20 protein-coding genes and 7 tRNA genes are annotated in these 21,071 nt (G+C 31.1%); 3 read left to right on the top strand and 24 right to left on the bottom strand.

Translation table 11 applies throughout. From position 1 onward, the window contains the following. Positions 1-15: 15 nt before the first annotated feature. Both tig and AACQ14_RS07735 read right to left on the bottom strand, forming a co-directional pair. Complete coding sequence (tig, locus tag AACQ14_RS07740) at positions 16-1,302, bottom strand: trigger factor (protein ID WP_339363003.1); 1,287 nt, start codon at positions 1,300-1,302, stop codon at positions 16-18. A gap of 376 nt (positions 1,303-1,678) precedes the next feature. Further along, positions 1,679-1,873, bottom strand: a complete 195-nt coding sequence (locus tag AACQ14_RS07735) for an alpha/beta-type small acid-soluble spore protein (protein ID WP_339363002.1) — start codon at positions 1,871-1,873, stop codon at positions 1,679-1,681. A gap of 213 nt (positions 1,874-2,086) precedes the next feature. On the opposite strand from AACQ14_RS07735, the gene AACQ14_RS07730 reads away from it, so the two are divergent. Next, entirely contained in the window at positions 2,087-2,488 is a 402-nt protein-coding gene (locus AACQ14_RS07730; RefSeq protein WP_339363001.1) for a hypothetical protein, read from the top strand. 158 nt (positions 2,489-2,646) lie between these two features. On the opposite strand, the gene AACQ14_RS07725 is transcribed toward AACQ14_RS07730, so the two are convergent. From AACQ14_RS07725 to AACQ14_RS07705, 5 genes are all read right to left on the bottom strand, one after another. Further along, positions 2,647-3,585, bottom strand: coding sequence for an ABC transporter ATP-binding protein (locus tag AACQ14_RS07725; protein WP_339363000.1), 939 nt, complete (start codon positions 3,583-3,585; stop codon positions 2,647-2,649). Further along, on the bottom strand, positions 3,585-4,622 hold the full coding sequence (locus tag AACQ14_RS07720) for an ABC transporter ATP-binding protein (protein ID WP_339362999.1): 1,038 nt from the start codon (positions 4,620-4,622) through the stop codon (positions 3,585-3,587). Before AACQ14_RS07720 ends, AACQ14_RS07725 begins: the two co-directional genes overlap by 1 nt. 14 nt (positions 4,623-4,636) lie before the next feature. Beyond that, positions 4,637-6,067: an ABC transporter permease gene (locus AACQ14_RS07715; protein WP_339362998.1), complete on the bottom strand. Its 1,431-nt coding sequence runs from the start codon at positions 6,065-6,067 to the stop codon at positions 4,637-4,639. 1 nt (position 6,068) lies between these two features. Beyond that, a complete protein-coding gene (locus tag AACQ14_RS07710) occupies positions 6,069-7,031 on the bottom strand; it encodes an ABC transporter permease (RefSeq protein ID WP_339362997.1) in 963 nt (320 codons plus the stop codon). A 115-nt stretch (positions 7,032-7,146) separates the two neighbouring features. Next, positions 7,147-9,123: a peptide ABC transporter substrate-binding protein gene (locus AACQ14_RS07705; protein ID WP_339362996.1), complete on the bottom strand. Its 1,977-nt coding sequence runs from the start codon at positions 9,121-9,123 to the stop codon at positions 7,147-7,149. Positions 9,124-9,546: 423 nt separating this feature from the next. Between AACQ14_RS07705 and AACQ14_RS07700 the strand changes: the two genes are divergently transcribed. Both AACQ14_RS07700 and AACQ14_RS07695 read left to right on the top strand, forming a co-directional pair. After that, on the top strand, positions 9,547-9,963 hold the full coding sequence (locus tag AACQ14_RS07700) for a DUF3899 domain-containing protein (RefSeq protein ID WP_339362995.1): 417 nt from the start codon (positions 9,547-9,549) through the stop codon (positions 9,961-9,963). Positions 9,964-10,068: 105 nt separating this feature from the next. Next, the gene (locus tag AACQ14_RS07695; RefSeq protein ID WP_339362994.1) at positions 10,069-10,542 is read left to right on the top strand and encodes a CYTH domain-containing protein; all 474 of its coding nucleotides are present in this window, start codon (positions 10,069-10,071) and stop codon (positions 10,540-10,542) included. Positions 10,543-10,660: 118 nt separating this feature from the next. Here the strand turns inward: AACQ14_RS07695 and AACQ14_RS07690 are convergent. The 17 genes from AACQ14_RS07690 to AACQ14_RS07610 all read right to left on the bottom strand — a co-directional run bounded on the left by AACQ14_RS07690 (position 10,661) and on the right by AACQ14_RS07610 (position 21,046). Continuing rightward, positions 10,661-10,742 (bottom strand) — tRNA-Leu (locus AACQ14_RS07690). Between the two features lie 90 nt (positions 10,743-10,832). Further along, positions 10,833-10,906 (bottom strand) — tRNA-Lys (locus AACQ14_RS07685). A 4-nt stretch (positions 10,907-10,910) separates the two neighbouring features. Next, positions 10,911-10,982: transfer RNA gene (locus AACQ14_RS07680), tRNA-Gln, on the bottom strand. An 11-nt stretch (positions 10,983-10,993) separates the two neighbouring features. Continuing rightward, positions 10,994-11,067 (bottom strand) — tRNA-His (locus tag AACQ14_RS07675). Between the two features lie 34 nt (positions 11,068-11,101). Beyond that, positions 11,102-11,175: transfer RNA gene (locus AACQ14_RS07670), tRNA-Arg, on the bottom strand. Between the two features lie 43 nt (positions 11,176-11,218). Next, positions 11,219-11,289, bottom strand: a tRNA-Gly gene (locus AACQ14_RS07665). Between the two features lie 8 nt (positions 11,290-11,297). Continuing rightward, positions 11,298-11,372: transfer RNA gene (locus AACQ14_RS07660), tRNA-Pro, on the bottom strand. Between the two features lie 66 nt (positions 11,373-11,438). Beyond that, the gene (locus tag AACQ14_RS07655) at positions 11,439-11,936 is read right to left on the bottom strand and encodes a metallophosphoesterase family protein (protein ID WP_339362993.1); all 498 of its coding nucleotides are present in this window, start codon (positions 11,934-11,936) and stop codon (positions 11,439-11,441) included. Between the two features lie 48 nt (positions 11,937-11,984). Continuing rightward, the gene (locus AACQ14_RS07650) at positions 11,985-12,593 is read right to left on the bottom strand and encodes an XTP/dITP diphosphatase (RefSeq protein ID WP_339362992.1); all 609 of its coding nucleotides are present in this window, start codon (positions 12,591-12,593) and stop codon (positions 11,985-11,987) included. A gap of 240 nt (positions 12,594-12,833) precedes the next feature. Beyond that, on the bottom strand, positions 12,834-13,553 hold the full coding sequence (rph, locus tag AACQ14_RS07645; RefSeq protein WP_339362991.1) for a ribonuclease PH: 720 nt from the start codon (positions 13,551-13,553) through the stop codon (positions 12,834-12,836). After that, complete coding sequence (locus AACQ14_RS07640; protein WP_339362990.1) at positions 13,540-14,034, bottom strand: GerMN domain-containing protein; 495 nt, start codon at positions 14,032-14,034, stop codon at positions 13,540-13,542. The genes rph and AACQ14_RS07640 overlap by 14 nt, the downstream gene beginning before the upstream one ends. Before the next feature lie 154 nt (positions 14,035-14,188). After that, the gene (locus AACQ14_RS07635; RefSeq protein ID WP_339362989.1) at positions 14,189-16,552 is read right to left on the bottom strand and encodes an N-acetylmuramoyl-L-alanine amidase; all 2,364 of its coding nucleotides are present in this window, start codon (positions 16,550-16,552) and stop codon (positions 14,189-14,191) included. A gap of 315 nt (positions 16,553-16,867) precedes the next feature. Beyond that, the gene (locus tag AACQ14_RS07630) at positions 16,868-17,401 is read right to left on the bottom strand and encodes a Gx transporter family protein (protein ID WP_339362988.1); all 534 of its coding nucleotides are present in this window, start codon (positions 17,399-17,401) and stop codon (positions 16,868-16,870) included. Then, complete coding sequence (locus AACQ14_RS07625; protein WP_339362987.1) at positions 17,385-17,759, bottom strand: NusG domain II-containing protein; 375 nt, start codon at positions 17,757-17,759, stop codon at positions 17,385-17,387. The genes AACQ14_RS07630 and AACQ14_RS07625 overlap by 17 nt, the downstream gene beginning before the upstream one ends. A 317-nt stretch (positions 17,760-18,076) precedes the next feature. After that, on the bottom strand, positions 18,077-18,874 hold the full coding sequence (locus tag AACQ14_RS07620; RefSeq protein ID WP_339362986.1) for a M23 family metallopeptidase: 798 nt from the start codon (positions 18,872-18,874) through the stop codon (positions 18,077-18,079). Between the two features lie 176 nt (positions 18,875-19,050). Next, complete coding sequence (locus AACQ14_RS07615; protein ID WP_339362985.1) at positions 19,051-19,971, bottom strand: alpha/beta hydrolase; 921 nt, start codon at positions 19,969-19,971, stop codon at positions 19,051-19,053. A gap of 85 nt (positions 19,972-20,056) precedes the next feature. Beyond that, a complete protein-coding gene (locus AACQ14_RS07610) occupies positions 20,057-21,046 on the bottom strand; it encodes a DHH family phosphoesterase (RefSeq protein WP_339362983.1) in 990 nt (329 codons plus the stop codon). Between the last annotated feature and the right edge of the window lie 25 nt (positions 21,047-21,071).

The raw sequence follows: 21,071 nt of genomic DNA, 5'->3' as shown, positions 1-21,071 counted from the left end.
ATGATATACTTATTATTACACTTCTTTAGCTTGCTCAGCAATAAAATCAAGTGCTTTACGATTTTTAATATCATCTTGAATAGATTCTTTTTCTTCTTCACCAATAGTCTCTGCTATTTTGTCATATTCCATATTGTATGCTTCTGCCATTTTTTGTAGTTCTTCTTTTAATTCATCTTCTGAAACTTCAATCTCTTCAGCTTTAGCGATAGCTTCTAATACTAATCTAGACTTGATTCTCTTTTCTGCATCAGTCTTCATAGTTTCTTTTAATGTTGCCATGTTTTGTCCAGTGAATCCAAAATATTGCTCTAGTGATAAACCTTGATATTGTAGTCTTGTAGCAAAATCATTAGTCATATTTTCAGCTTGTAGATCAATCATAGGATCTGCTATTTCCATTGTAGCATTTTCTATAACTTTTCCTAAAACATCTTCTTGTTTTTTACTTTTTGCGGTATTTTCTTTTTGCTCTAAGAGTTTTGCCTTAATATCTTCTTTATATTCATCAAGAGTGTCAAATTCAGATACGTCTTTTGCAAATTCGTCATCTGCTTCTGGTAATTCTTTGAATTTGATTTCGTTAACTTTAACTTTGAATAATGCTTCTTTTCCTTGTAGATCTTCTTGTTGATAATCTTCTGGGAAAGTAACATTAACTTCTACATCTTCACCAATAGTCTTTCCGATTAATTGTTCTTCAAATGTATCAATGAAAGAATGTGAACCTATAGTTAATGAATAATTTTCTGCTTTGCCACCTTCAAATGGTTCTCCATCTACAAAACCTTCAAAATCAATTATAACTTGATCGTTGTCTTGAACAGCTCTATCAGTTATATCAACTAATCTTGAATTCTTATCTCTTACTTTTTCAATTTCACCAGTGATATCTTCATCTGTTACTTCTATATTATTCTTTTCAACTTCTATATTTTTATATTCTCCTAAAGTAACTTCAGGCTTAACAGCAACTTCTGCAGTAAAAATCATTGATTTTCCTTTTTCTACTTGTTGTACGTCAACTTCTGGTCTTGAAACAACCTCTAAATTATTCTCTTCTATAGCTTTATCATATGCTTCTGGAATTATGTAGTTGACAGCATCCTCGTAAAAAATTTCTGCACCATAAGTCTTTTCAATTAGTTGTCTAGGTACTTTGCCTTTTCTAAAACCTGGAACAGTTATCTTACTCTTGTTCTTATTATATGCATGCTTCATGCCTTCTTCAAAGCGATCTGCATCGACTTCAATGGTTAGTTTAACCATGCTTTTTTCTAGTGTTTCTACATTTACGTTCATTTTAAAATTGTTCCTCCTTAATTTATATAGTAGGAAAGTCATTTCTTCCCTTTTTTATTATCTTTGAAGATGAAGTGTCCTTTTCTCATATTATTATCATTCTATATAAAAGGGCATAGCTATTCCTGTTTAACCATTTGTATATTATAACATAGTGACTATGATAAATCTACACATTTTTACTATTATCTTAATTCACTAATTAAGACTTTTACCATAAATTCTATTATAAAGATGTATTAATGTTAGATAAATCAGTCACATTAATTAAGTATGGTTTTTTCTAAAAGGTTTTATACATTTTTTTCTAAATAAAAAAATCCCAGAAATACTATCTCTAGGATTTTAATATGATTTAATTATCGTTGTTAAGTGATTAATAAGAACCACCTGATGACATAGATTGCTCTTGGCTTTGAATCATTCTTTTAACCATTTCTCCACCTACTGAACCAGCTTGTGCAGAAGTTAAATCTCCATTATAACCTTGTTTTAAGTTAACGTTAAGCTCGTTAGCTATTTCATACTTAAATTTGTTAAGTGCATCTGTTGCTTGCTTGTTATATGCCATTTAAAATCACCTCCGTAATCATAGTATTAACTATAATTATTTTTTTACTATGGTATTTGTAACCATTAAAAAACCATTTATTACATATGATTTTGTATGGATAATAAGTTATAATCTATTTAGATAAATTTTTTATAATAATTCCTTAGTATAGTATTTACACTTTTGCAAAAAAGTGTTTATTAATAATTTAATTTTTCAGGAGGTTTTTACATGGCTACATATCTTGATTATTATAACAATCATCTTTCTCCAAAACTAAAAAAAATAGATTTATTTTTAAAAACTGAGGAAAAGGATGTTTTTGATATGGATGTTGTCTCAGAACTATTAAATATCTCAAATCATGAGATAAAAAAAATTATGAGAAATAATGATATTGATAGTATAACAAAACAATCTTTTATTATGATTATGTTTTATGGAAGTAGCGACATATGCAAATTGTTTTCTAGAGAAGTAAAACGAAAAGTACCTAATTCTTATAGTCCTTCAGATATTTCATATATTTATCAATTGCCTTATGAGAGCGTGATACAAGCTGCTGAAGAAGCAAGCATCGAAAATATTACAACAAAAAATATTAATAAATTATTTTCGTACATATATGTTTAGACTCCAGATAAAATTATATTTTAACAGGCTATCTATTATCCTAGTTAAATTATAATTTTTTAAGTTTATTGATTTTCATTTCATATCTACAAAAAATATTTATAATCAAAATAAAATAAGACTACATAGCAAAATTTCTATGTAGTCTTATTTTTAGTTTATCTATATATTGCGTCCCACTTTTCTATTTCTTTTTCATTACCATAAATGAAGTGACCTGGATCAACTTCAACCCATTCTGGTTGATGAGTTGAATAATCATGTTCTTTTTCTGGTAAATAAGCATGACGTCTTCTAGTTCGTTCAGTAATAGGGTCTGGTAGTGGAATAGCTGACAACAAGGATCTTGTGTATGGATGTAAAGGTTTTTCAAATAATTGTTTACTTGTTGTAAGTTCCATTATTTTACCTTTATACATAACTGCTATTCTATCACTAATATACTTAACCATTGATAAATCATGGGCAATAAATAAATATGTTAATCCTCTTTTTTGTTTCAATTCATTCATCAAGTTTACAACTTGTGCTTGTATTGAAACGTCAAGTGCTGATATAGGTTCATCAGCTATTATGAACTTTGGCTCAACAGCCATAGCTCTAGCTATACCTATTCTTTGTCTTTGACCACCTGAGAACTCATGAGGATAACGGTCAGCATGTTGCTCATTGAGTCCAACAATTTTTAACATTTCTATTACTTTTTCACGTCTATCATCTTTGTTTTTAGCCAATTTATGAATATCTATTCCTTCAGCAATAATATCTTCAACCTTCATACGTGGGTTAAGACATGCCATTGGGTCTTGGAAAATCATTTGCATATTTCTATTAACATTGGCAATAACTTTTTTAGGAACTCTACCGTCAATTCTGTCGCCCTCCATGAATACTTTTCCACCTGTAGGGTTATATAATCTTATCATAGTTCTTCCTGTAGTTGATTTCCCCGAACCTGATTCTCCAACCAAACCAAATGTTTCACCTTTATATATTTTGAACGAGATATCATCAACAGCTTTGACAACACCGCTTCTACCTATTTTAAAGTGTTGCTTTAGATTTTGGACTTCAACTAATACTTCTTTTGAACTCATTAGCTGTTCACCTCCTCTAAACGTTTTCTTCGTTTAACTATAACATCAGGAGGTGTTATTTCCGGTGCATTTTCATGTAATAGCCATGAAGCTACTTTATGAGTGTCACTTATATCAAACATCGGTGGTTGTTGTTCAAAATCAATTTCCATAGCATATTTACTTCTTAAAGCAAATGCATCACCAACTGGTGGTTTAATCAAGTTTGGTGGCGTACCAGGAATAGCATATAATGCTCCTTCTGTTTCCAAGTCTGGCATTGAACCAATTAATCCCCATGTATATGGATGTCTTGGATCATAAAATACTTCATCACTTGTTCCAACCTCAACCATTTTACCAGCATACATAACAGCAACACGGTCAGCAACATTTGCTACTACACCTAAATCGTGAGTTATGAATATAACTGAAGCACCAATCTTTTGTTGCAAGTCTTTAACTAAGTCTAAGATTTGAGCTTGAATAGTAACATCAAGTGCAGTAGTAGGTTCATCTGCTATTAAGATAGTAGGCTCACAAGCTAATGCAATAGCTATAACTATTCTTTGTCTCATACCACCAGAAAATTGATGAGGATATTGCTTCATTCTTTCTCTTGGACTTGGTATTCCAACCATATCTATTAATTTAACAGCTTTCTCAAAAGCTTCTTGTTTAGAAACTTTTTGATGGAGTCTAATAACCTCCATTATTTGCTTTCCAATTGTCATTGTAGGATCTAATGAGGTCATAGGATCTTGGAATATCATAGCCATTTTATTTCCTCTAATTGAATGCAGATGAGATTCTTTCATTTGTGTTACGTCATGACCTTCAAATAAAATATGCCCATTCTTATAATATCCATTATCAGCTAATAGTCCCATAATACCTTTAACTGTTACTGATTTACCTGATCCTGATTCACCAACAATAGCAAGTGTTTCACCTTTATGTAAATCAAAAGATATACCTCTAACAGCCTGCACATCCCCAGCATGAGTTCTGAAAGAGACTTCTAAATCTTTGACTTCTAATACTTTATCTTTATTCATCTTCTTTCTCCTTTCTATCTCATACGTGGATCTAATGCATCTCTAAGTCCATTAGCTAATAGGTTAATAGATAACATTAAAATTGACATAACTGTTGCAGGTATCAATAACATACTTGGTATAGTTTGGAAAGCTTCATAACCTTCATTTACTAATACACCAAGTGAGGACATTGGAATTGGTAATCCAATACCTATAAATGTTAAAAATGCCTCATAGAATATAGCACCAGGAATTGAGAAAGTTGCCATTACAAGTATTTGCCCAATAATGTTAGGGAATAAATGTTTAGCCATTAATCTTCTTTTGGAAGCTCCCAAAGTTCTAGATGCCAATATATATTCTTGTTCTCTTAACTTAAGTATTTGAGATCTAACAACTCTAGCTACTGTTATCCATCCTGTTAAACTCATAGCCAATATTAATATAATTAATCTAATAGTTGCTAATCCTTGCTCCCCTGGCAATAGTCCATCAATAAACCCTTCTATTCTGTCACTAATACTAATAAATATAACCATCAGAACTAGTGCTGGAATACTTCCAAGTATTTCAGTAATACGCATCATGACAGTATCAACTTTGGTTCCACCATAGAATCCAGATATAGTACCATATAAAATTCCAATGGTAAAGTCAACAACTAGAGAGGCCAAAGCAATAATTAATGAAACTCTTACACCAATCCATAATCTAGTCCAAAGGTCTAGAGCTAGTTTATCTGTTCCTAACCAAAAATAATGATCTTTTATGTTTTGAACAGCATAATAGTCAACATCCATTTTTAACATTTCAACGCCGTATTCATCAATACTTGAACTAATTAATCTAAATGTTCCAGGCTTATACTTAGTATAATCACTTACTAATTCTTCATATGGTAATTCAAGAATTTCTTCTGTAGCAAGTACTTTAATTTTGGCCGTTAAAACATCATTATCATTATTATAGATACTAATTATATTAATCTCATAAGGATGATATGGTATTCCTAATTCTTCAACTAATTGCTTTCGTTTTGTAGGTTTCTTTAATTCATTGAACTCATCAGTCTTAGGTAAATCACCAACTATCAAATCAAAAGAACCTCTGTCTATAGTTGCATGACCATCAAATATACCTAATTTCTCTATTCCAGGTATTCTAGGTGGAAGATAAGATATATCCTTTTTAGGAATTTCGACTCCATTATCATCAAGTATTATAGGTGATGAATCATATCTAAAAACCGTTCCATCTGCATTTTTTTGATTAATAGGACTTATAGGTCCAAAAATAGCTAGTATTATTAATATTATAATTGCATAAAATCCTACCATAGAAGCTTTATTCTTTCTAAGCCTTCTTCGTGCATCTTTCCAAAAGGAAACACTCTCGGTATTTATTTTGTCTACTTCTGAAAAATCATGTTGTTTTAATACAAATTTTTCTTTAGATAATGCCATCTTATACTCCACCTCCTTTTAGTCTAATTCTTGGATCAATAACGCCATATAATAAATCTACAACTAATATAACCGAAACATATAAAAAGCTTATTACTAAGTTAACACCTAATACAACAAAATAGTCATTACTGAATATTCCAGTAACTAATAATTTACCTAATCCAGGCACACCGAAAAATTGTTCTACAACAACTCCTCCTGTAAGTATATTAACAGCTAAAGGACCTATCATAGTAATTACTGGTATTAATGCATTTCTAAGGGCATGCCTAAATATAACCTTAGGTTTACTTAGTCCCTTAGCTCTTGCAAGTAAAATATAATCACTATTTAATACTTCTACTAATTCAGAACGCATATATCTCATAGTTGATGATATAACATATAGAGATAATGAAAGTGCTGGTAGAAGAGCTGAGTAAATAGAGTCCCAAATTGAGATTTTTCTAAGAGCATCAACAGGATTATAAATATATGGGAACCACCCTAACTTACTACAAAAGAAATATTGTAAAAATGCTGCTGCTACAAATCCAGGTATAGACACACCTATAACAGCCATTATAGTTATAATATTATCCCATATCGAATTCCGATAAATAGCTGCTATTGCACCTAGAAAAATTCCAACAATAACACCAAAAATTAGAGCTATTGTTCCAATTTTTACAGTATGCGGTAATTTCATACCTATTAACCCTTTAACTGGTTGGTCTTGAAGTTTAAAAGAAACACCTAAATCTTGTTTCACTACTAGATTTTTTATATATCTAAAATACTGAACATATGCTGGATCATCAAGCCCGTATTTTTCCTCTATCATTTCTATTTGCGCTTGTGTAATTTTAGGATTAGCAAATGGCGAACCTGGCATTAATCGCAATAAAAAAAAGTTTATCGTTAAAACAATAAATAGAGTTAAAATAATAAGAGCTATCCTTTCAATTGTATAACGAAACATTAATGAACCTCCAATCAATTAATACTTTAGCGAATTAAAATATTACATAACATAAGTTTTGGCAGTGTTACCTGCCAAAACTTGAAAATCATATAAAATTTTAAATTAGTAAAGTCTACTCAAATTTAACCCATTTATATATATAATCTGCACCAGATTGTTGTAAAGTCATATTTTTAACTTTTGGATTACAAAGAAGTAATCTACTTTGTTGATACATAGGTATCACTGCTTGATCATCTTCAAGTAATATTTTTTCTATTTCAACTAATTTTTCGAAACGTTCTTTAGCTCTAGAAGGATTTGTTAATTCTCCTGTTTTAGCTGACTTAAGAACTTCATCATATTCTGGGTTATTATATTTACCATTGTTATATTCTGAATCAATTGTAAATATTTCTAGGAATGTTGGAGAGTCTGGATAGTCTGGACCCCATCCTGTCCAGTTCATAATGAAATCACCTTTTGCAGTTCTATCTAATCTTTCTCCCCAAGGTATTGTTGATATTTCCACAGTACATCCTGGTAAGTTTTTCTCCATCTCATCTTTAATATGAGTTGCATTCTTTTTATCATTTTCTCTTCCACCAAGCATTAAATCTATAGTTACTTCAGTCATACCTAAATCGTTCATTGCTTCATTCCATAATTTTGTTGCTTCTTCTGGATTATAAGTATTATAACCTTTACCACCACCGTATAAATCTTCAGCTACTTCACGGAAATCTTTACCGTCATGATTTGCACTAGCTACGAATCCACTTGGTACAAAACCATCTGTAGGAACAGAACCATTTTTTAATACGATATCTGTTATATATGATTTATCAATAGCCATGTTAATAGCTTTTCTTGCTCTAACATCTTGTAATACTTTTCTAGCTGGAGTTAAAGCCCCATTCCATGGGTTAATTTGTAGATACTGAATTCCTGATTCTGGTAATAATAAAGCATCTGGTCTATTACCGTATTTATCTACATTTTCACCTGCTAATGGTGCTCTATCTACTTGTCCGTCTAAGTACATATTAACACGTGTATCATTATTAGCATCTTCAATAACACGAGAATCAATTGCATCTAAGTAAACATTTTCTGCATCCCAGTAATTTTCATTTTTAACTAGGTAATGTCTTTCACTGATTTTCCACTCTTTGAATATGAATGCACCATTATATAAGAAATCTTTTGCAGATTTTCCATATTTATCTGCTCCAACTTCGTTATAGAACTTCTCATTTGCTGGGAATAAAGCAGGGAAACATAATAAATCAATTAAATAAGGAACTGGTGCATCTAATTCAACTTTGAAAGTGTAATCATCTTCAGCTGAAATAGCTACAGTCTCTACTAGTTCTACTAATTTTTCTTTAGCTTTATCTACTGAACCATAAGTTCCTTCTAAATCAGCTAAAAGAGTTGTTACTTTTTCTTCAAGTGCTTTTTTAGCTTCGTCATATTGTTCTTTAGCAGTAGCTTCATCAGTATCTTCATAATCTTCTACTTTTAAATTCTTTAATGACTTATCATTTTTTTCATAAGTAACTATTTCATTTTGCAATTTGAAAGCAGTAGCACCATTTTTGATTGCACATGTTTCAAATAAGCTTGCATATTGAGCAGCTTCTGCTGGATCCAATAATTTTTTCCATGCAAATACAAAGTCATTAGCTGTTACTTCTCCATAAGGTTCTCCATCAATAGTAACCCATTGAACACCTTTTTTTAAGTTAAATGTATATGTAAGTCCATCTTCTGAAACTTTATATGTATCAACCATATCTTCTTTAGGAGTCCCATCTACACCTTTAATAAATAATCCTCCAAGAACATTTCCTAATATTTGGAAAGAAATGTTATCTGTTGATTGCCATGTAATTAACTTAGGTATATTAGTTACATCAAGTAAACGTAATACTTTTTTCTCATCATCTGCTGTTTGATCTTTATCTTTATCTTGATCTTTATCTCCATTGTCAGTTACTGTCTTGTCGTTGTCACTTGGCGTCGTCTTTTCCTTATCTTTGTTGCCACATGCTGCTAGTGAAAATGTCATTGTCAACACTAGTAGTAAAGCTAATAATTTCTTCATAAAAATCCTCCTTTAAAATTGTTGTTATCCCACCCTAGATATTATCTTTTTATGTATCCTTTTAGTCGGGTTTTGATAATTTTGTGTTACTCTGTGACCAGTAAAACAAGATTATACTTAAATAATTATATATCATATTTTAGTCTTTGTAAAGGTTTTGATAATAGGTTAATATGCTAACACTCTGCCATATCATAGCATTCTGGTATTAAAATTCATGCGATATTTTGTAGGTTTATAGCCGTTTTTGTATTTTAAAAAGCAATAATGAATTATAAGCTCGAATAGTTTTAGTCTAATTATGATGAAATTAAAATCTATGTATGTTGAAAACAAATAGATTATGCTATAATGTTTATGGTTATTTTTATGTTATGTAAAAAAATACTATAAATTGTAAAGCACATTCATCGGAGGATTATTATGAAAAAAAATGCAAAAAAAATCATTATTTATATATTGATTGCTATTTCTGCTAGTTTATTACTTGCTTTTTTCGACAAAAGATTAGAAACCCAATCAATTACTCTATACCATATTTTTTTAGAAAAAATGTTTTTGGTTAATTTGTTTGCTTTTATCATAACTGGTATAGTATTTGTTGATGATCAAGGTGTTTTTAATATTTTTAGATACTCTACTAAACATTACAGAGCCACTGTTTCAAAAAAATATAAGTATCGTCTTGAACAAGAATATTCATTAAAATCTAAACAAGAAATAAAAGAATTCCTTAAAGAGAAATATCTCTATGCTCCTAAAAAACACAGCTCAACCACTACTATTTTTTATTGTAGTATTATAATAATGATATTTTATTTACTATTTGTTAACTTATAATTATAAATTCACCTTTTCCACTCCAAAAACCCTTGCATTCAGGCTTAATTAAAGGTGGGAAAGTTTAATTTCGGATGACTAAAATGTGAAAGGATCAGTAACCCTATGGAAATAGAAAAAAAGTATCTCATCAACATACCATTTGACAAAATAACAAGATATCCACATATTAACATAGAACAAGGTTATATCTGTACCAATCCTGTCATCAGGATAAGAAAAACTGATGAATCTTACTATGTTACCTATAAATCTTCTGGTTTAATGGTAAGGCAAGAATTTGAAGATGAAATTTCAAAGGAACAATATAATACTTTAAAATCCAAAATAGATCATAATATAATTAGTAAAAAAAGATATTATATTCCTCTGGATAAATCATTGACTGTAGAACTGGACATTTTTAATGATAAATTAGAAGGACTAATCATGGCAGAAGTGGAATTTGACAGCGAAGAGTCAGCAAACAATTTTACTCCACCTAGTTGGTTTGTGAAAGAAGTAACATTTGATTCTAGATTTCATAATAGTAACTTATGCAAAGAAGAAAATATTCGTTTTTTGGATGTTCAATTATAATCATGTTCATTAATGAAGAATAATTTTATACTCATGTTCATTGCATATATATTTATATTAAGTATACTATATATCTGCATACAAGCAAAAAGCACTTGGATACCAAGTGCTTTTTCAATGCGGATGAAGGGAGTCGAACCCCCACGCCGTTAGGCGCTAGATCCTAAGTCTAGTGCGTCTGCCAATTCCGCCACATCCGCGCATTGTGTAAATTACCTATACAATAATATAACAATTATTTAATGATGTCAAGTAATTTTTTAATTTTTTTCTTACTTTTTTGTAAATCATGAGCCACCTGGGATTCGAACCCAGGACACCTGGATTAAGAGTCCAGTGCTCTAGCCAACTGAGCTAGTAGCCCAAAACTGGGTAGGCAGGATTCGAACCTACGCATACTAGAGTCAAAGTCTAGTGCCTTACCGCTTGGCGACTACCCAATATATTATAGGGTGAGTAATGGGATTCGAACCCACGGCCTCAAGAGCCACAATCTTGCGCTCTAACCAACTGAGCTATACCCACCATATATTTAGCAACTTATTATTTAATTGCCTAGCGTGCCTGCAGGGATTCGAACCCCGGACACGTGGCTTAGAAGGCCACTGCTCTATCCAACTGAGCTACAGGCACATCACAAGTTCAATGCCTTGTCTGTAATCATTTCTAATTACAAAGCGGGTGATGGGAATCGAACCCACGTATCCAGCTTGGAAGGCTGGTGTTCTACCATTGAACTACACCCGCATAAGGTATCGGGGTGACAGGATTCGAACCTGCGGCCTCTTGAACCCAAATCAAGCGCTCTAGCCAAGCTGAGCCACACCCCGTTGCTTATGATATTTGATATCCTTTTTCGAACGCAAGAGTTATTATACACACGCTTCAAACAAATGTCAATAGTTTTTTTGTTTTTTTTCCATTTTTTTTATTGTAATATGGAATTTACCGTTCTCTTCTATCTCTAATATACCGAAACTACACCCTTTACCATCCCTAGGTAATGAAATACTACCAGGATTAATAAGTGTAATATCATCTATATTATCTACTAATGATACATGTGTATGTCCAAATAGTACAATATCTACCTTTTTCTGTTTAGCAGCCTTTAATATAGTATCATACTCCCATTTAACATCATAGTAATGTCCATGAGTAATCAATATTTTCAAACCATAAAAATTAAGTATTTTTTCTCTAGGTGCATAAGAATTAAAATCACAGTTACCTGGAACAAAATCTACAGGTACATCAGAAATGATTTCTAGCTCTTCAACATCTCTCTCATAGTCACCCAAATGAATTATTCTATCAATATCTTTTGTATCTTTAATTACTTTTATTACATTTCTCAAATTTCCATGCGTATCACTAATTACAAGTATCTTCATATATTCTCTCCGTTTAATGGCTCTAACTGTTCTTCATATTAAATACAACTAATTGCAGCCGTTTCTATAGCTTTTCATCTTAGCCTTCATACTTCTTAAGGCTTTACCTCTATGACTTATCTTATTCTTTACTTCGTTATCCATTTCAGCTGTTGTACATGAATATTCTGGTACATAAAAAATAGGATCATAACCAAATCCATTGTTTCCTCTCTCTTCATGGAGAATAATCCCTTCTACCGTACCTCTAGTAGTTAAAATCTCACCATCAGGAAATACCGCAGCAATAGCACACACAAACCTTGCAGTCCTATCTTTCTCCTCTACTCCTTCCAACTTATCAATAATCATCTTATTCTTTATCCTATACGAAGTATTCTCTCCACCAAATCGAGCAGAATAAATACCAGGAGCCTTATCAAGATAATCTACTTCAAGTCCCGAATCATCAGCCATAACAATACATTCAGCAATCTTCATAACTTCTTTAGCCTTGATGATTGCATTCTCCAAAAAAGTAGACCCATCCTCAACTATATCTATATTTATCCCTGCATCCTCCATAGATATAACCTCATAATTAGTATCCTCCATAATCATATTTATCTCTTTTATCTTTCCCCTATTCTTAGTAGCAAAAATAATCTTTTCCTTCATCAACACGTCTCCTCTTATCTTCAGTAATAATCTATTAAATCACCAGTAAAATCTAATTAATCTAATTAATGATATTATATAATATCAACATCACTACCTAACACTGTTACCTATTCTACCAACGTAACCACTAGAGTTTGTGTAATAGTTGATTTTTACGCAGACCGTCTGCTCCTCAAGGTAAGGCAAGTAAAAATCAATATTACACACTCCTCTACCCTCACGTTAGACAACTAATAATTAATCCTCCAATATCTCTTTTTGCAACTTAATAAGCTCCTCTACTCCTTTTTCACCTAAATCCAATAACTTATTCAACTGTTTCCTAGTAAAAGGAGATTCTTCCCCCGTACCCTGCACTTCAATAAGTTCTCCTTTATCAGTTATAACAACATTCATATCAACTTTCGCATGACTGTCTTCTGCATAACATAGATCCAATAATTCCTCATCACCAACTATTCCTACACTAATAGCAGCCACATAAGAAGAAATAGGTATCTTATCTATCAATCCATCATTCAATAGCTTTTTACAAGCTAATACTAACGCTACAAAAGCACCTGTTATGGAAGCAGTCCTTGTCCCACCATCAGCTTGAATAACATCACAATCCAAAGTTATTGTTCTTTCTCCAAGAGCCTTATAATCTACTACAGATCTAAGTGCTCTACCAATCAATCTCTGAATCTCAACAGAGCGGTTATTCTTTTTTAATCTGCTGATATCTCTAGTATTCCTATCTAGAGTAGCTCTAGGCAGCATAGAATATTCAGCAGTCACCCAACCTTCTCCTGAATCCTTTTTAAAAGGAGGAACTCTATCTTCTACAGAAGCATTACAAATAACTTTCGTTTCACCCATTTCTATTAAAACTGAACCCTCTGGATATTTAATAAAATCCTTTGTAATCTTAACTGTTCTAAGTTCATCATTTTGTCTTCCATCAATTCTGCTCAATTGTTTTCATCCTTTCTTCCCATTCATCTCTTGTGTATCCTTTTATACTTGTTCCTTCATTAAGAACTTCTCGGTTACCCTCTATAAAAAGTGAAAATTCTTCTACTTCATTAATAGAAAAGACTGTTGCTAGAATCTGATCCACCATAGACATTTCCCTAGCAGTACCACCATAATTAAGTATATCTTCTGATACCTCAATTTCTAGAGAACCATTAATAAACAAAATATTAGTGATTGTCACTTCCTCTGGTATAAATGAATAGTGACCTTCATTATTGTCAAACAAGTATTGTAATGTATATCTTATGTTTTCTTCTACATTTTTATTATTTTTTAAATCAATTTCCTGACTAGTCAATATTCCTTCATCTTGTTTTTCAAATTCATAATAAAATATATTACTCTTCATAGAAATAATATTAATAACCAAACCCATAGTTATCAATGATACGACAAAAGCATTTATAACACTATACATAATCTTCCCCCTCTTATTTGTAAATATTTGGTAATTATATTTTATACCTAATTAGTGAAAGCTACAACAGTGTTTTTTTGTAATATTGTGCATCTTATTGTAAGTAGAATATATTTGTAGGGAACAATCATGTAATTGTTCCCTAGATAAATGTCTATCTTCCAGTTGGATATTTTTTGAAAGCTTCTAGTATTGCTTTGTATATTGCATTAGCTGTATTCTTCTTAAAAGTTTCACTTTTCAATTTTGCAACATCAGTAGGATTGGATAAGAATGCTACTTCTATTAAAACAGCAGGCATATCAGTATTTCTAAGTACAGATAGATTACCTGATTTGATACCTCTATCTTTCGTTCCTACCGCACTTACAATTGCCTTTTGGAATATTTCTGCAAGTTTTATTGAAGTCATACCAGGTTTACTTGATGGTGCTAAATAATATACTTCTGTTCCATGAGCACTTGAAGTATACCAGTTGTTATGTACACTAACGAAAAAGTCAGCTTCAATATCATTAGCTAAATTAGCCCTTTCAGGTAATGTAGGGTATGAATCATCAAGTCTGGTATAATATACTTTGATATCTTTTTCTTTATCTAGATATTCTTTTAAATATAATACAATATCAAAATTAAGCTCTTTTTCTATTAATCCATTATCTGATGCACCAGGGTCTTTTCCTCCATGTCCTGGGTCTATCACTATAACCTTAGAATATAATTCTTTTGGCTTGAACGCTTTAATATATATATTATCTTTGTCCTCAGTTATTCTATAGTCATAAACGCTATTCTCATCAATTGTTAATACTGTATTACCTTTATCATTTTTAATATCAACTGAGTTAATAATACCGTCATTAATTCTTATTGTACCATTACCAAATAACTCTTTATAATCACCAGGTAACTGAATTATGTATTTTCTATTTGTGTAGTCATCTGTACATTTGATATTGGATAAATTAATTGCATTACCATTCTTTTGAAGTACTATAGTCGGATTATAATAATTAATATATTTAATATTATTATAAGATGGTTCAATCAGCTGAATAATAGTAGCAGAGCCACTTTCTTCTGATATTGTATAATCTGCTTGTCCATCTGTCTCGATTACAATTCTAGTTGTTGTCTCATCAAATTGTGCGGTTCTGATTTCTTTTACATATTGTCCTTCTGCTGTTGAAGATCTAGTACTAAGCAGAGATTCTGTATTTGGTAAATCAAAAACTATTCTATCAGGATTACTTAATCTAAATGGTTTTACATCAGGAGCTTTAACTCCTAAAATTTTAATATAGTCACCTTTGTCATTTTGTCCAAGATGTATACCATAGATTGAATTATTTTGAACTTCAATATTTATTTTTTTCCTATCTTCTGATAGATAAACATTGAATTTATATCCTTCACCTTTTAAATCAAATACGATTCTTGTTATCGTATCTGCAAATTGACTGGAGCGAACTCCTGTTATTATAGGGTTATCATCAAATGTCTTTTCATATTTGTCCATATCCCATTTCGAATTATCTACATCAATGATTAATCTGTTTTTCCAATAAGATTTCTTAACATCTGTAATGGGGCTTGAAGCTTCTATAACAAATTTCTTATTAACTTTGTCACTTTCATACTCTATAGATTTGACCTTCGTAGTTGGGCATAATTTTCTGGCAATAGTTGTCTCTGTATATCTATCATTTATTTTTGATAGTACATTATCGTCAACCATCCATACTACTGGATTGTTTTTCAACTCAGTTGGTAATTCATTCTTTGCTCCACTAGATTCCAAGCTATCTAATAATTCACCTTCATTATCGCTATCATTATTTGAGTTTTGATCTTCACTAGACTCAGAGTCTTCATCTGTTTCATTATCTTTATTGGTGTCCTCTACATCAGTTTGGTCATTTTCTGACTGGTCATCTTCCCCTGATTGTTCATCTGTATTATCCTCACCTTGTTGGTTACTATTTTTGGTCATTTCAGCACTATATTCTTCTCCATTCCAGTTAACTTCATATCCAAAAGTCTCTACAATGAATCTAATAGGCACCATTGTTTTCCATTTCTTAGTATTTACATTTTGTATCAGCTTAGCTGGTACATCCAACATAACCTCTTTATTATTAACTATGGCTTTCTTGTCGTTAATTTTAAGTACAATAAACTTATCTTCATATGATATGTAAGCCTCTTGCTTTGGTCCGTTCCAATCTACCTTAGCTCCTATCTGTTCTGATTCACATACTTCCCTTACTGGGACTAATGTTCTTCCTACTTTCTTATCGTTTACATCTTCTGTTATTACGATAGCAGGCATGTCCCCAGTTTCAATAACTTTTCCATCAACTACAAGTTTTACAAATCTATTTTTATATTTATAAATTTGTCCATCATATTTAATAAAAAATTTTCCGTTATTAGTAGTTTCTGCACTTGCATTAACTGAAAATAGATTTAACATTATCGTAATTGTTAATACAGTTGTAATGATTTTCCGTATCATGACTCTCCCCCTTGTTTTTTGCTTATTAACTTCCCATCATTTAGTAAATATCTAAGTTCTACAAAATTATAACAAAAAAAACTATATTAAAAAAGATACTATTGCATTATGTAATACAATCGTAATATTTTGGGTTTTTATGTAATATTTTCGTAATATCCCTGTTATTGTAAATATACATTTTTTCAATATAAATAAGCATAACAAGTAAGCCTACTACTATTTTTCACATAGATAATAAACTCGACAAATTACTTTCCATTTATTTTTATCTACTAATTTCCTGGGAAATATGTCATTTCTTATATGATATCCTTATTTAAATATTCTATTTATGTATGGTAATAAGTAATTAACTGTAAATCCAATAAGTATACCCGTAACAATACCAGAAAAAGCTAAAATAGGAAAATACGCTGCTGCTACATTAATGCTTTCAGTAGTTATAGCTACCACTATCAATTGTCCAATATTATGGGATACCGCTCCAATGATACTTATCCCAGCAATACTTATTTTATCTTTACTATAATGTATAAGTAAAAACATTACTATCAAACTAAGTATACCTCCTGATAAGCTATACCATATTGTTATGAAAGAACCTGTGAAAAAGCTATTTAGAGTTACCCTTAGTATAACTAGCAAAAAAGCTTCTCTGAAACACAAGAAATATAGACTTATCAGAGTAATAATATTAGCCAGCCCTAATTTTACTCCTGGAAAAGGCATTACTGGTACAAATGTTCTTTCAAGATACCCTAATACTAAAGCAAAAGCTATTAACATAGAAATGAATACCATTTTCTGCACTTTGGTTAGATTTTTAATTTTACTGTGATATAGCATCTAATCCGTCCTCCATATCCCCAACAATTTCTACATAAATCTTATGGGGAAGGCATACAATGGTGCTACCTACTTTATTAATAAAACCTGTTCTGACACATACTTGATCTGGGCAATTAGCTTCAAGCATCTCCACACCATTATCATGTACTTTTATAATATTATAACCATCTTCTCTTTCAACCTTAATTTCTTTCTCATCACTCAACTTAATTCGTTCATATAATTCCCCTTCAACTTTAATTTCCACATATAATTTATTTATATCCATTTTACTAATTCTATATTGATTAAAAAGATAAAATAACCCTGCAACTATTAATATACCGATTATAATTCTTATATCATTTCGTTTCATTATTGTGAATCCTTTCATTTATTATATTATAGCTTTTTCTATTATTTGTTTTGCTATGAGTCAGTATATTAATACATTGTATCATAATTTACCATTTATCTATCAAAATAAAACCAAGCTCATCTAAAAGAGTAATACAAATATTTGCATTTTTTAATCCAATCAACCCTTATGCAACTTATAAAACCTTAAGAATGTTATATGAATCGCCTTACTTAGACCTATTACATTGAATAGAAAAGACTAAGACCGGTATGCAGATGAATTGCTTTGACTTGTCTTGTGCAAGAATCATTTTAGCTATCAGGTTATTCGTTTCATTCCTTAAAGTCTATTGGTAATCCCTCTGACAAAGTAGGAATTGCTGTATTAAGCGGATTATTTCTTTGGTGTTGGATATGTAAGTGAGGCTCGGAGGTTGTACCCGAATTACCTACCTTTGCGATTATTTGACCTGCCTGCACATAGTCCCCAACAGATACCTTTACACTATTGACTTCTAGATGTGCTAAAATCAAATAAGTTTTACTCTCTTCAATTTCCATAAATATGTAATTCCCAAAAGAACTCGTGAAGTCTTCGGTATTGGGTGGAATATCAGGTTCTGTGTCCTCAACTCCTATTACTAACCCAGAAATAGGTGCTATAACATTTTTCCCGAAAATACCGTAATCCGTTAAATCACTAGAATCTATATCGTACGGCTCAGACAAAATATCATAAGCATAACATTCAGATGGCCATGCAGAGTGAGTTATATATTCTCTTCCACCAAATAATACAGGATTTTCAACTGGCATCAGCATGGATACAGTATCTGCCTCGTTTGCCTTTGTAGGATATGTAAGAATACCAACCCCAAATAATACCGTTATTGGGATTGAAAAAGCAATCGAAAACAGTAAATATCTAAGATTCCACCTCGTATCTTTCTTTTTTAGGAATCTAACTACATAAACAACGATTTGTGGTAATAATGACAAACTGGCAATAGGGGCAAAAATAAATACCAGTAGATTCCAAGCATACACTCCTGGCATACCCCCGATTACATAAACACACATAACACAAGATAGTAGTACAATTGTTAATATTAAAATAAAGCGTTTTTTCATATGACCTCCTCAAGTAAATAATAAATTGTTTTAGATAAAAATCAACCAAAAAGCTTATCTAATAATTCTAGCAAACATATGAAATAACCTAAATAATTTACATTCTATAGATAATTACAAGTTGCATAAGGGTTGGCTTAATTATCAACTGTAAATATTTGTAATAAATTAACTCTTTAGAGCTTAATAAAATCTAGTATATCATTATAAACTTCATTATTATTTGTTTCATTAATTATTTCATGTCTTCCACCTTCATATAATATAACCTTCACATTATATCCTAATGATTTATATGTATCCGTAATCTTTTTAATTCCTTTTCCCATATCACCAACAGGGTCATTATCACCAGAAATAAATAATATAGGTAGGTTCTTAGGCGTTTTAAGAATATTACGTTTCTTAGAAATATTTGATAGCCCTTTTAATAGGTCCACATAAAATCTAGAGGTACACATAAAACCACATTTCTCATCATATACATATTTTTTAACTTGTTGTTCATCCCTGCTCAACCAGTCATATTCTGTCTTGTTAGGTGCAAATTTCTTATTGAAACTGCCAAAGCTAAGGTCCGTAAGCAACTTACTCTTATGCCTGTTTCCTTTTGTTAAACAGATAAGTCTTGCTACTCCAATTCCTGCCACTCCCAAGAAACCTTTTGTAGCACTTGTTCCACTTATAACAGCTCCTTTAATCTCATTTCCATACTTCTGTATGTAGCCACGTGTTATAAGGGACCCCATACTATGCCCTAACACAAAAATATCAGTATTCTTATTTTCTCTTTTTATATGTTCTGTTACCTTATATGCTTCATCTATAACATTATTCCAACCTTCTTTGTCATTGAAAAAGCCTATATCTTCTTCTACATCTAGACTCTGTCCATGCCCCCTATGGTCATGAGCATAAACACCATAACCATTATCCGTAAGGAACTTGGCAAACTCTCTATACCTTAAACAATGTTCTGCCATTCCATGATTAATCTGAACAATACTATTAATTTTTTCATTGTTTTCTGGCATCCAACTAGCTACAAAAATCTTATGTCCATCTAATCCGTCAATTTTAAATGTATTTTCTATCATAAGATCACCCCAAAGATATAATATTAGAATAATAGCATATTAATATAATATCATTAATAGCTAGTAAAAGTAAACGTATTTTTTTTCACAAATCACTATCTTCCTTTTCTACATAGTTAATAGCTCTATGTCTAATAAATGTATCTAATCGTTTATTATTCAAGAAATCCATATTATCAATAGGCATGAATCCCCCAGCCATCTCGTCATGTCCACCACCAACACCTCTATGTGCCATAATGAATCTCATTAATTTATTAGCTTTTATTTTAGTACTTCCACTTCTAATAGAAAATTTTACTCCATCTTGTCTCTTGGCATAAGCTACAACAACAGATACACCTTCTATTGTATTAACCATATCACTAATAGTCCCAAGAAGTGAATCATTACAATCTTCTATATGGACAAAACCTAAATAACCATATATTTCTACACTATTTAATGCTTTTGCGTATGCAATTAAATCAGATTTTACAATCTGATTTAATTTCAGTGATTTTATCATACTAATATCTGCTTGATTATATAAGAAATAAAACATTTCTATATCAAGATCATTAACCCGCCTAGACAGATTATCAGTATCCATCATTATCCCATACAATAGCGCAGTAGCTACGTTAACAGTCAATGAAATATCATTAGAATAAAAATATTCTGCTACTATTGATGAACATGCACCAATATCTGACCTAATATCTTTAAAAAGATAAGTATCTGTATCATTAACAATCTCATGATGATCGATTACCATCACATTTTGCTTAATCAGATTAGTTACATTAGAGTTACCTAACTGTGTATCAACCAATATGACAAAATCATTTTTATTGTACTTCATTTCATTTTTCACTGTCATTTTTATATTGAATAATTCAACCATCTTTTTTGAATTAGCTTTTTCAATTGTCTGCACATGAATAATCTTTGACTCAATTCCATACTTTTCTAATAAAAACTTAATACCTAAACTGCTTGCTATAGAATCTGGGTCAGGAATATTGTGTGGTTGTATATATACCTTTTCAGCACTTTTTAGTTGTTCCAATAATTCTTTTAATTTATCTTTCATTATTGCCTCCATACAAGCGATTACT

The organism is Vallitalea maricola, from assembly GCF_036985595.1.
Lineage (GTDB): Bacteria > Bacillota > Clostridia > Lachnospirales > Vallitaleaceae > Vallitalea > Vallitalea maricola.
The sequence above is the reverse complement of the archived record's forward strand: the minus strand, read 5'-3'. Positions and strand labels throughout refer to the sequence as shown.

Bases quoted from the DNA above. Each gene is read 5' to 3' on its own strand.
- AACQ14_RS07700 (WP_339362995.1), top strand. From the start codon at position 9,547: ATGAAAAAAAATGCAAAAAAAATCATTATTTATATATTGATTGCTATT.
- AACQ14_RS07725 (WP_339363000.1), bottom strand. From the start codon at position 3,585: ATGAGTTCAAAAGAAGTATTAGTTGAAGTCCAAAATCTAAAGCAACAC.
- AACQ14_RS07720 (WP_339362999.1), bottom strand. From the start codon at position 4,622: ATGAATAAAGATAAAGTATTAGAAGTCAAAGATTTAGAAGTCTCTTTC.
- AACQ14_RS07730 (WP_339363001.1), top strand. From the start codon at position 2,087: ATGGCTACATATCTTGATTATTATAACAATCATCTTTCTCCAAAACTA.
- AACQ14_RS07620 (WP_339362986.1), bottom strand. From the start codon at position 18,874: ATGAAAAAACGCTTTATTTTAATATTAACAATTGTACTACTATCTTGT.
- AACQ14_RS07705 (WP_339362996.1), bottom strand. From the start codon at position 9,123: ATGAAGAAATTATTAGCTTTACTACTAGTGTTGACAATGACATTTTCA.
- AACQ14_RS07625 (WP_339362987.1), bottom strand. From the start codon at position 17,759: ATGAAACGAAATGATATAAGAATTATAATCGGTATATTAATAGTTGCA.
- AACQ14_RS07655 (WP_339362993.1), bottom strand. From the start codon at position 11,936: ATGAAGATACTTGTAATTAGTGATACGCATGGAAATTTGAGAAATGTA.
- tig (WP_339363003.1), bottom strand. From the start codon at position 1,302: ATGAACGTAAATGTAGAAACACTAGAAAAAAGCATGGTTAAACTAACC.
- AACQ14_RS07610 (WP_339362983.1), bottom strand. From the start codon at position 21,046: ATGAAAGATAAATTAAAAGAATTATTGGAACAACTAAAAAGTGCTGAA.
- AACQ14_RS07715 (WP_339362998.1), bottom strand. From the start codon at position 6,067: ATGGCATTATCTAAAGAAAAATTTGTATTAAAACAACATGATTTTTCA.
- AACQ14_RS07615 (WP_339362985.1), bottom strand. From the start codon at position 19,971: ATGATAGAAAATACATTTAAAATTGACGGATTAGATGGACATAAGATT.
- AACQ14_RS07695 (WP_339362994.1), top strand. From the start codon at position 10,069: ATGGAAATAGAAAAAAAGTATCTCATCAACATACCATTTGACAAAATA.
- AACQ14_RS07735 (WP_339363002.1), bottom strand. From the start codon at position 1,873: ATGGCATATAACAAGCAAGCAACAGATGCACTTAACAAATTTAAGTAT.
- AACQ14_RS07640 (WP_339362990.1), bottom strand. From the start codon at position 14,034: ATGTATAGTGTTATAAATGCTTTTGTCGTATCATTGATAACTATGGGT.
- AACQ14_RS07635 (WP_339362989.1), bottom strand. From the start codon at position 16,552: ATGATACGGAAAATCATTACAACTGTATTAACAATTACGATAATGTTA.
- AACQ14_RS07650 (WP_339362992.1), bottom strand. From the start codon at position 12,593: ATGAAGGAAAAGATTATTTTTGCTACTAAGAATAGGGGAAAGATAAAA.
- AACQ14_RS07710 (WP_339362997.1), bottom strand. From the start codon at position 7,031: ATGTTTCGTTATACAATTGAAAGGATAGCTCTTATTATTTTAACTCTA.
- AACQ14_RS07630 (WP_339362988.1), bottom strand. From the start codon at position 17,401: ATGCTATATCACAGTAAAATTAAAAATCTAACCAAAGTGCAGAAAATG.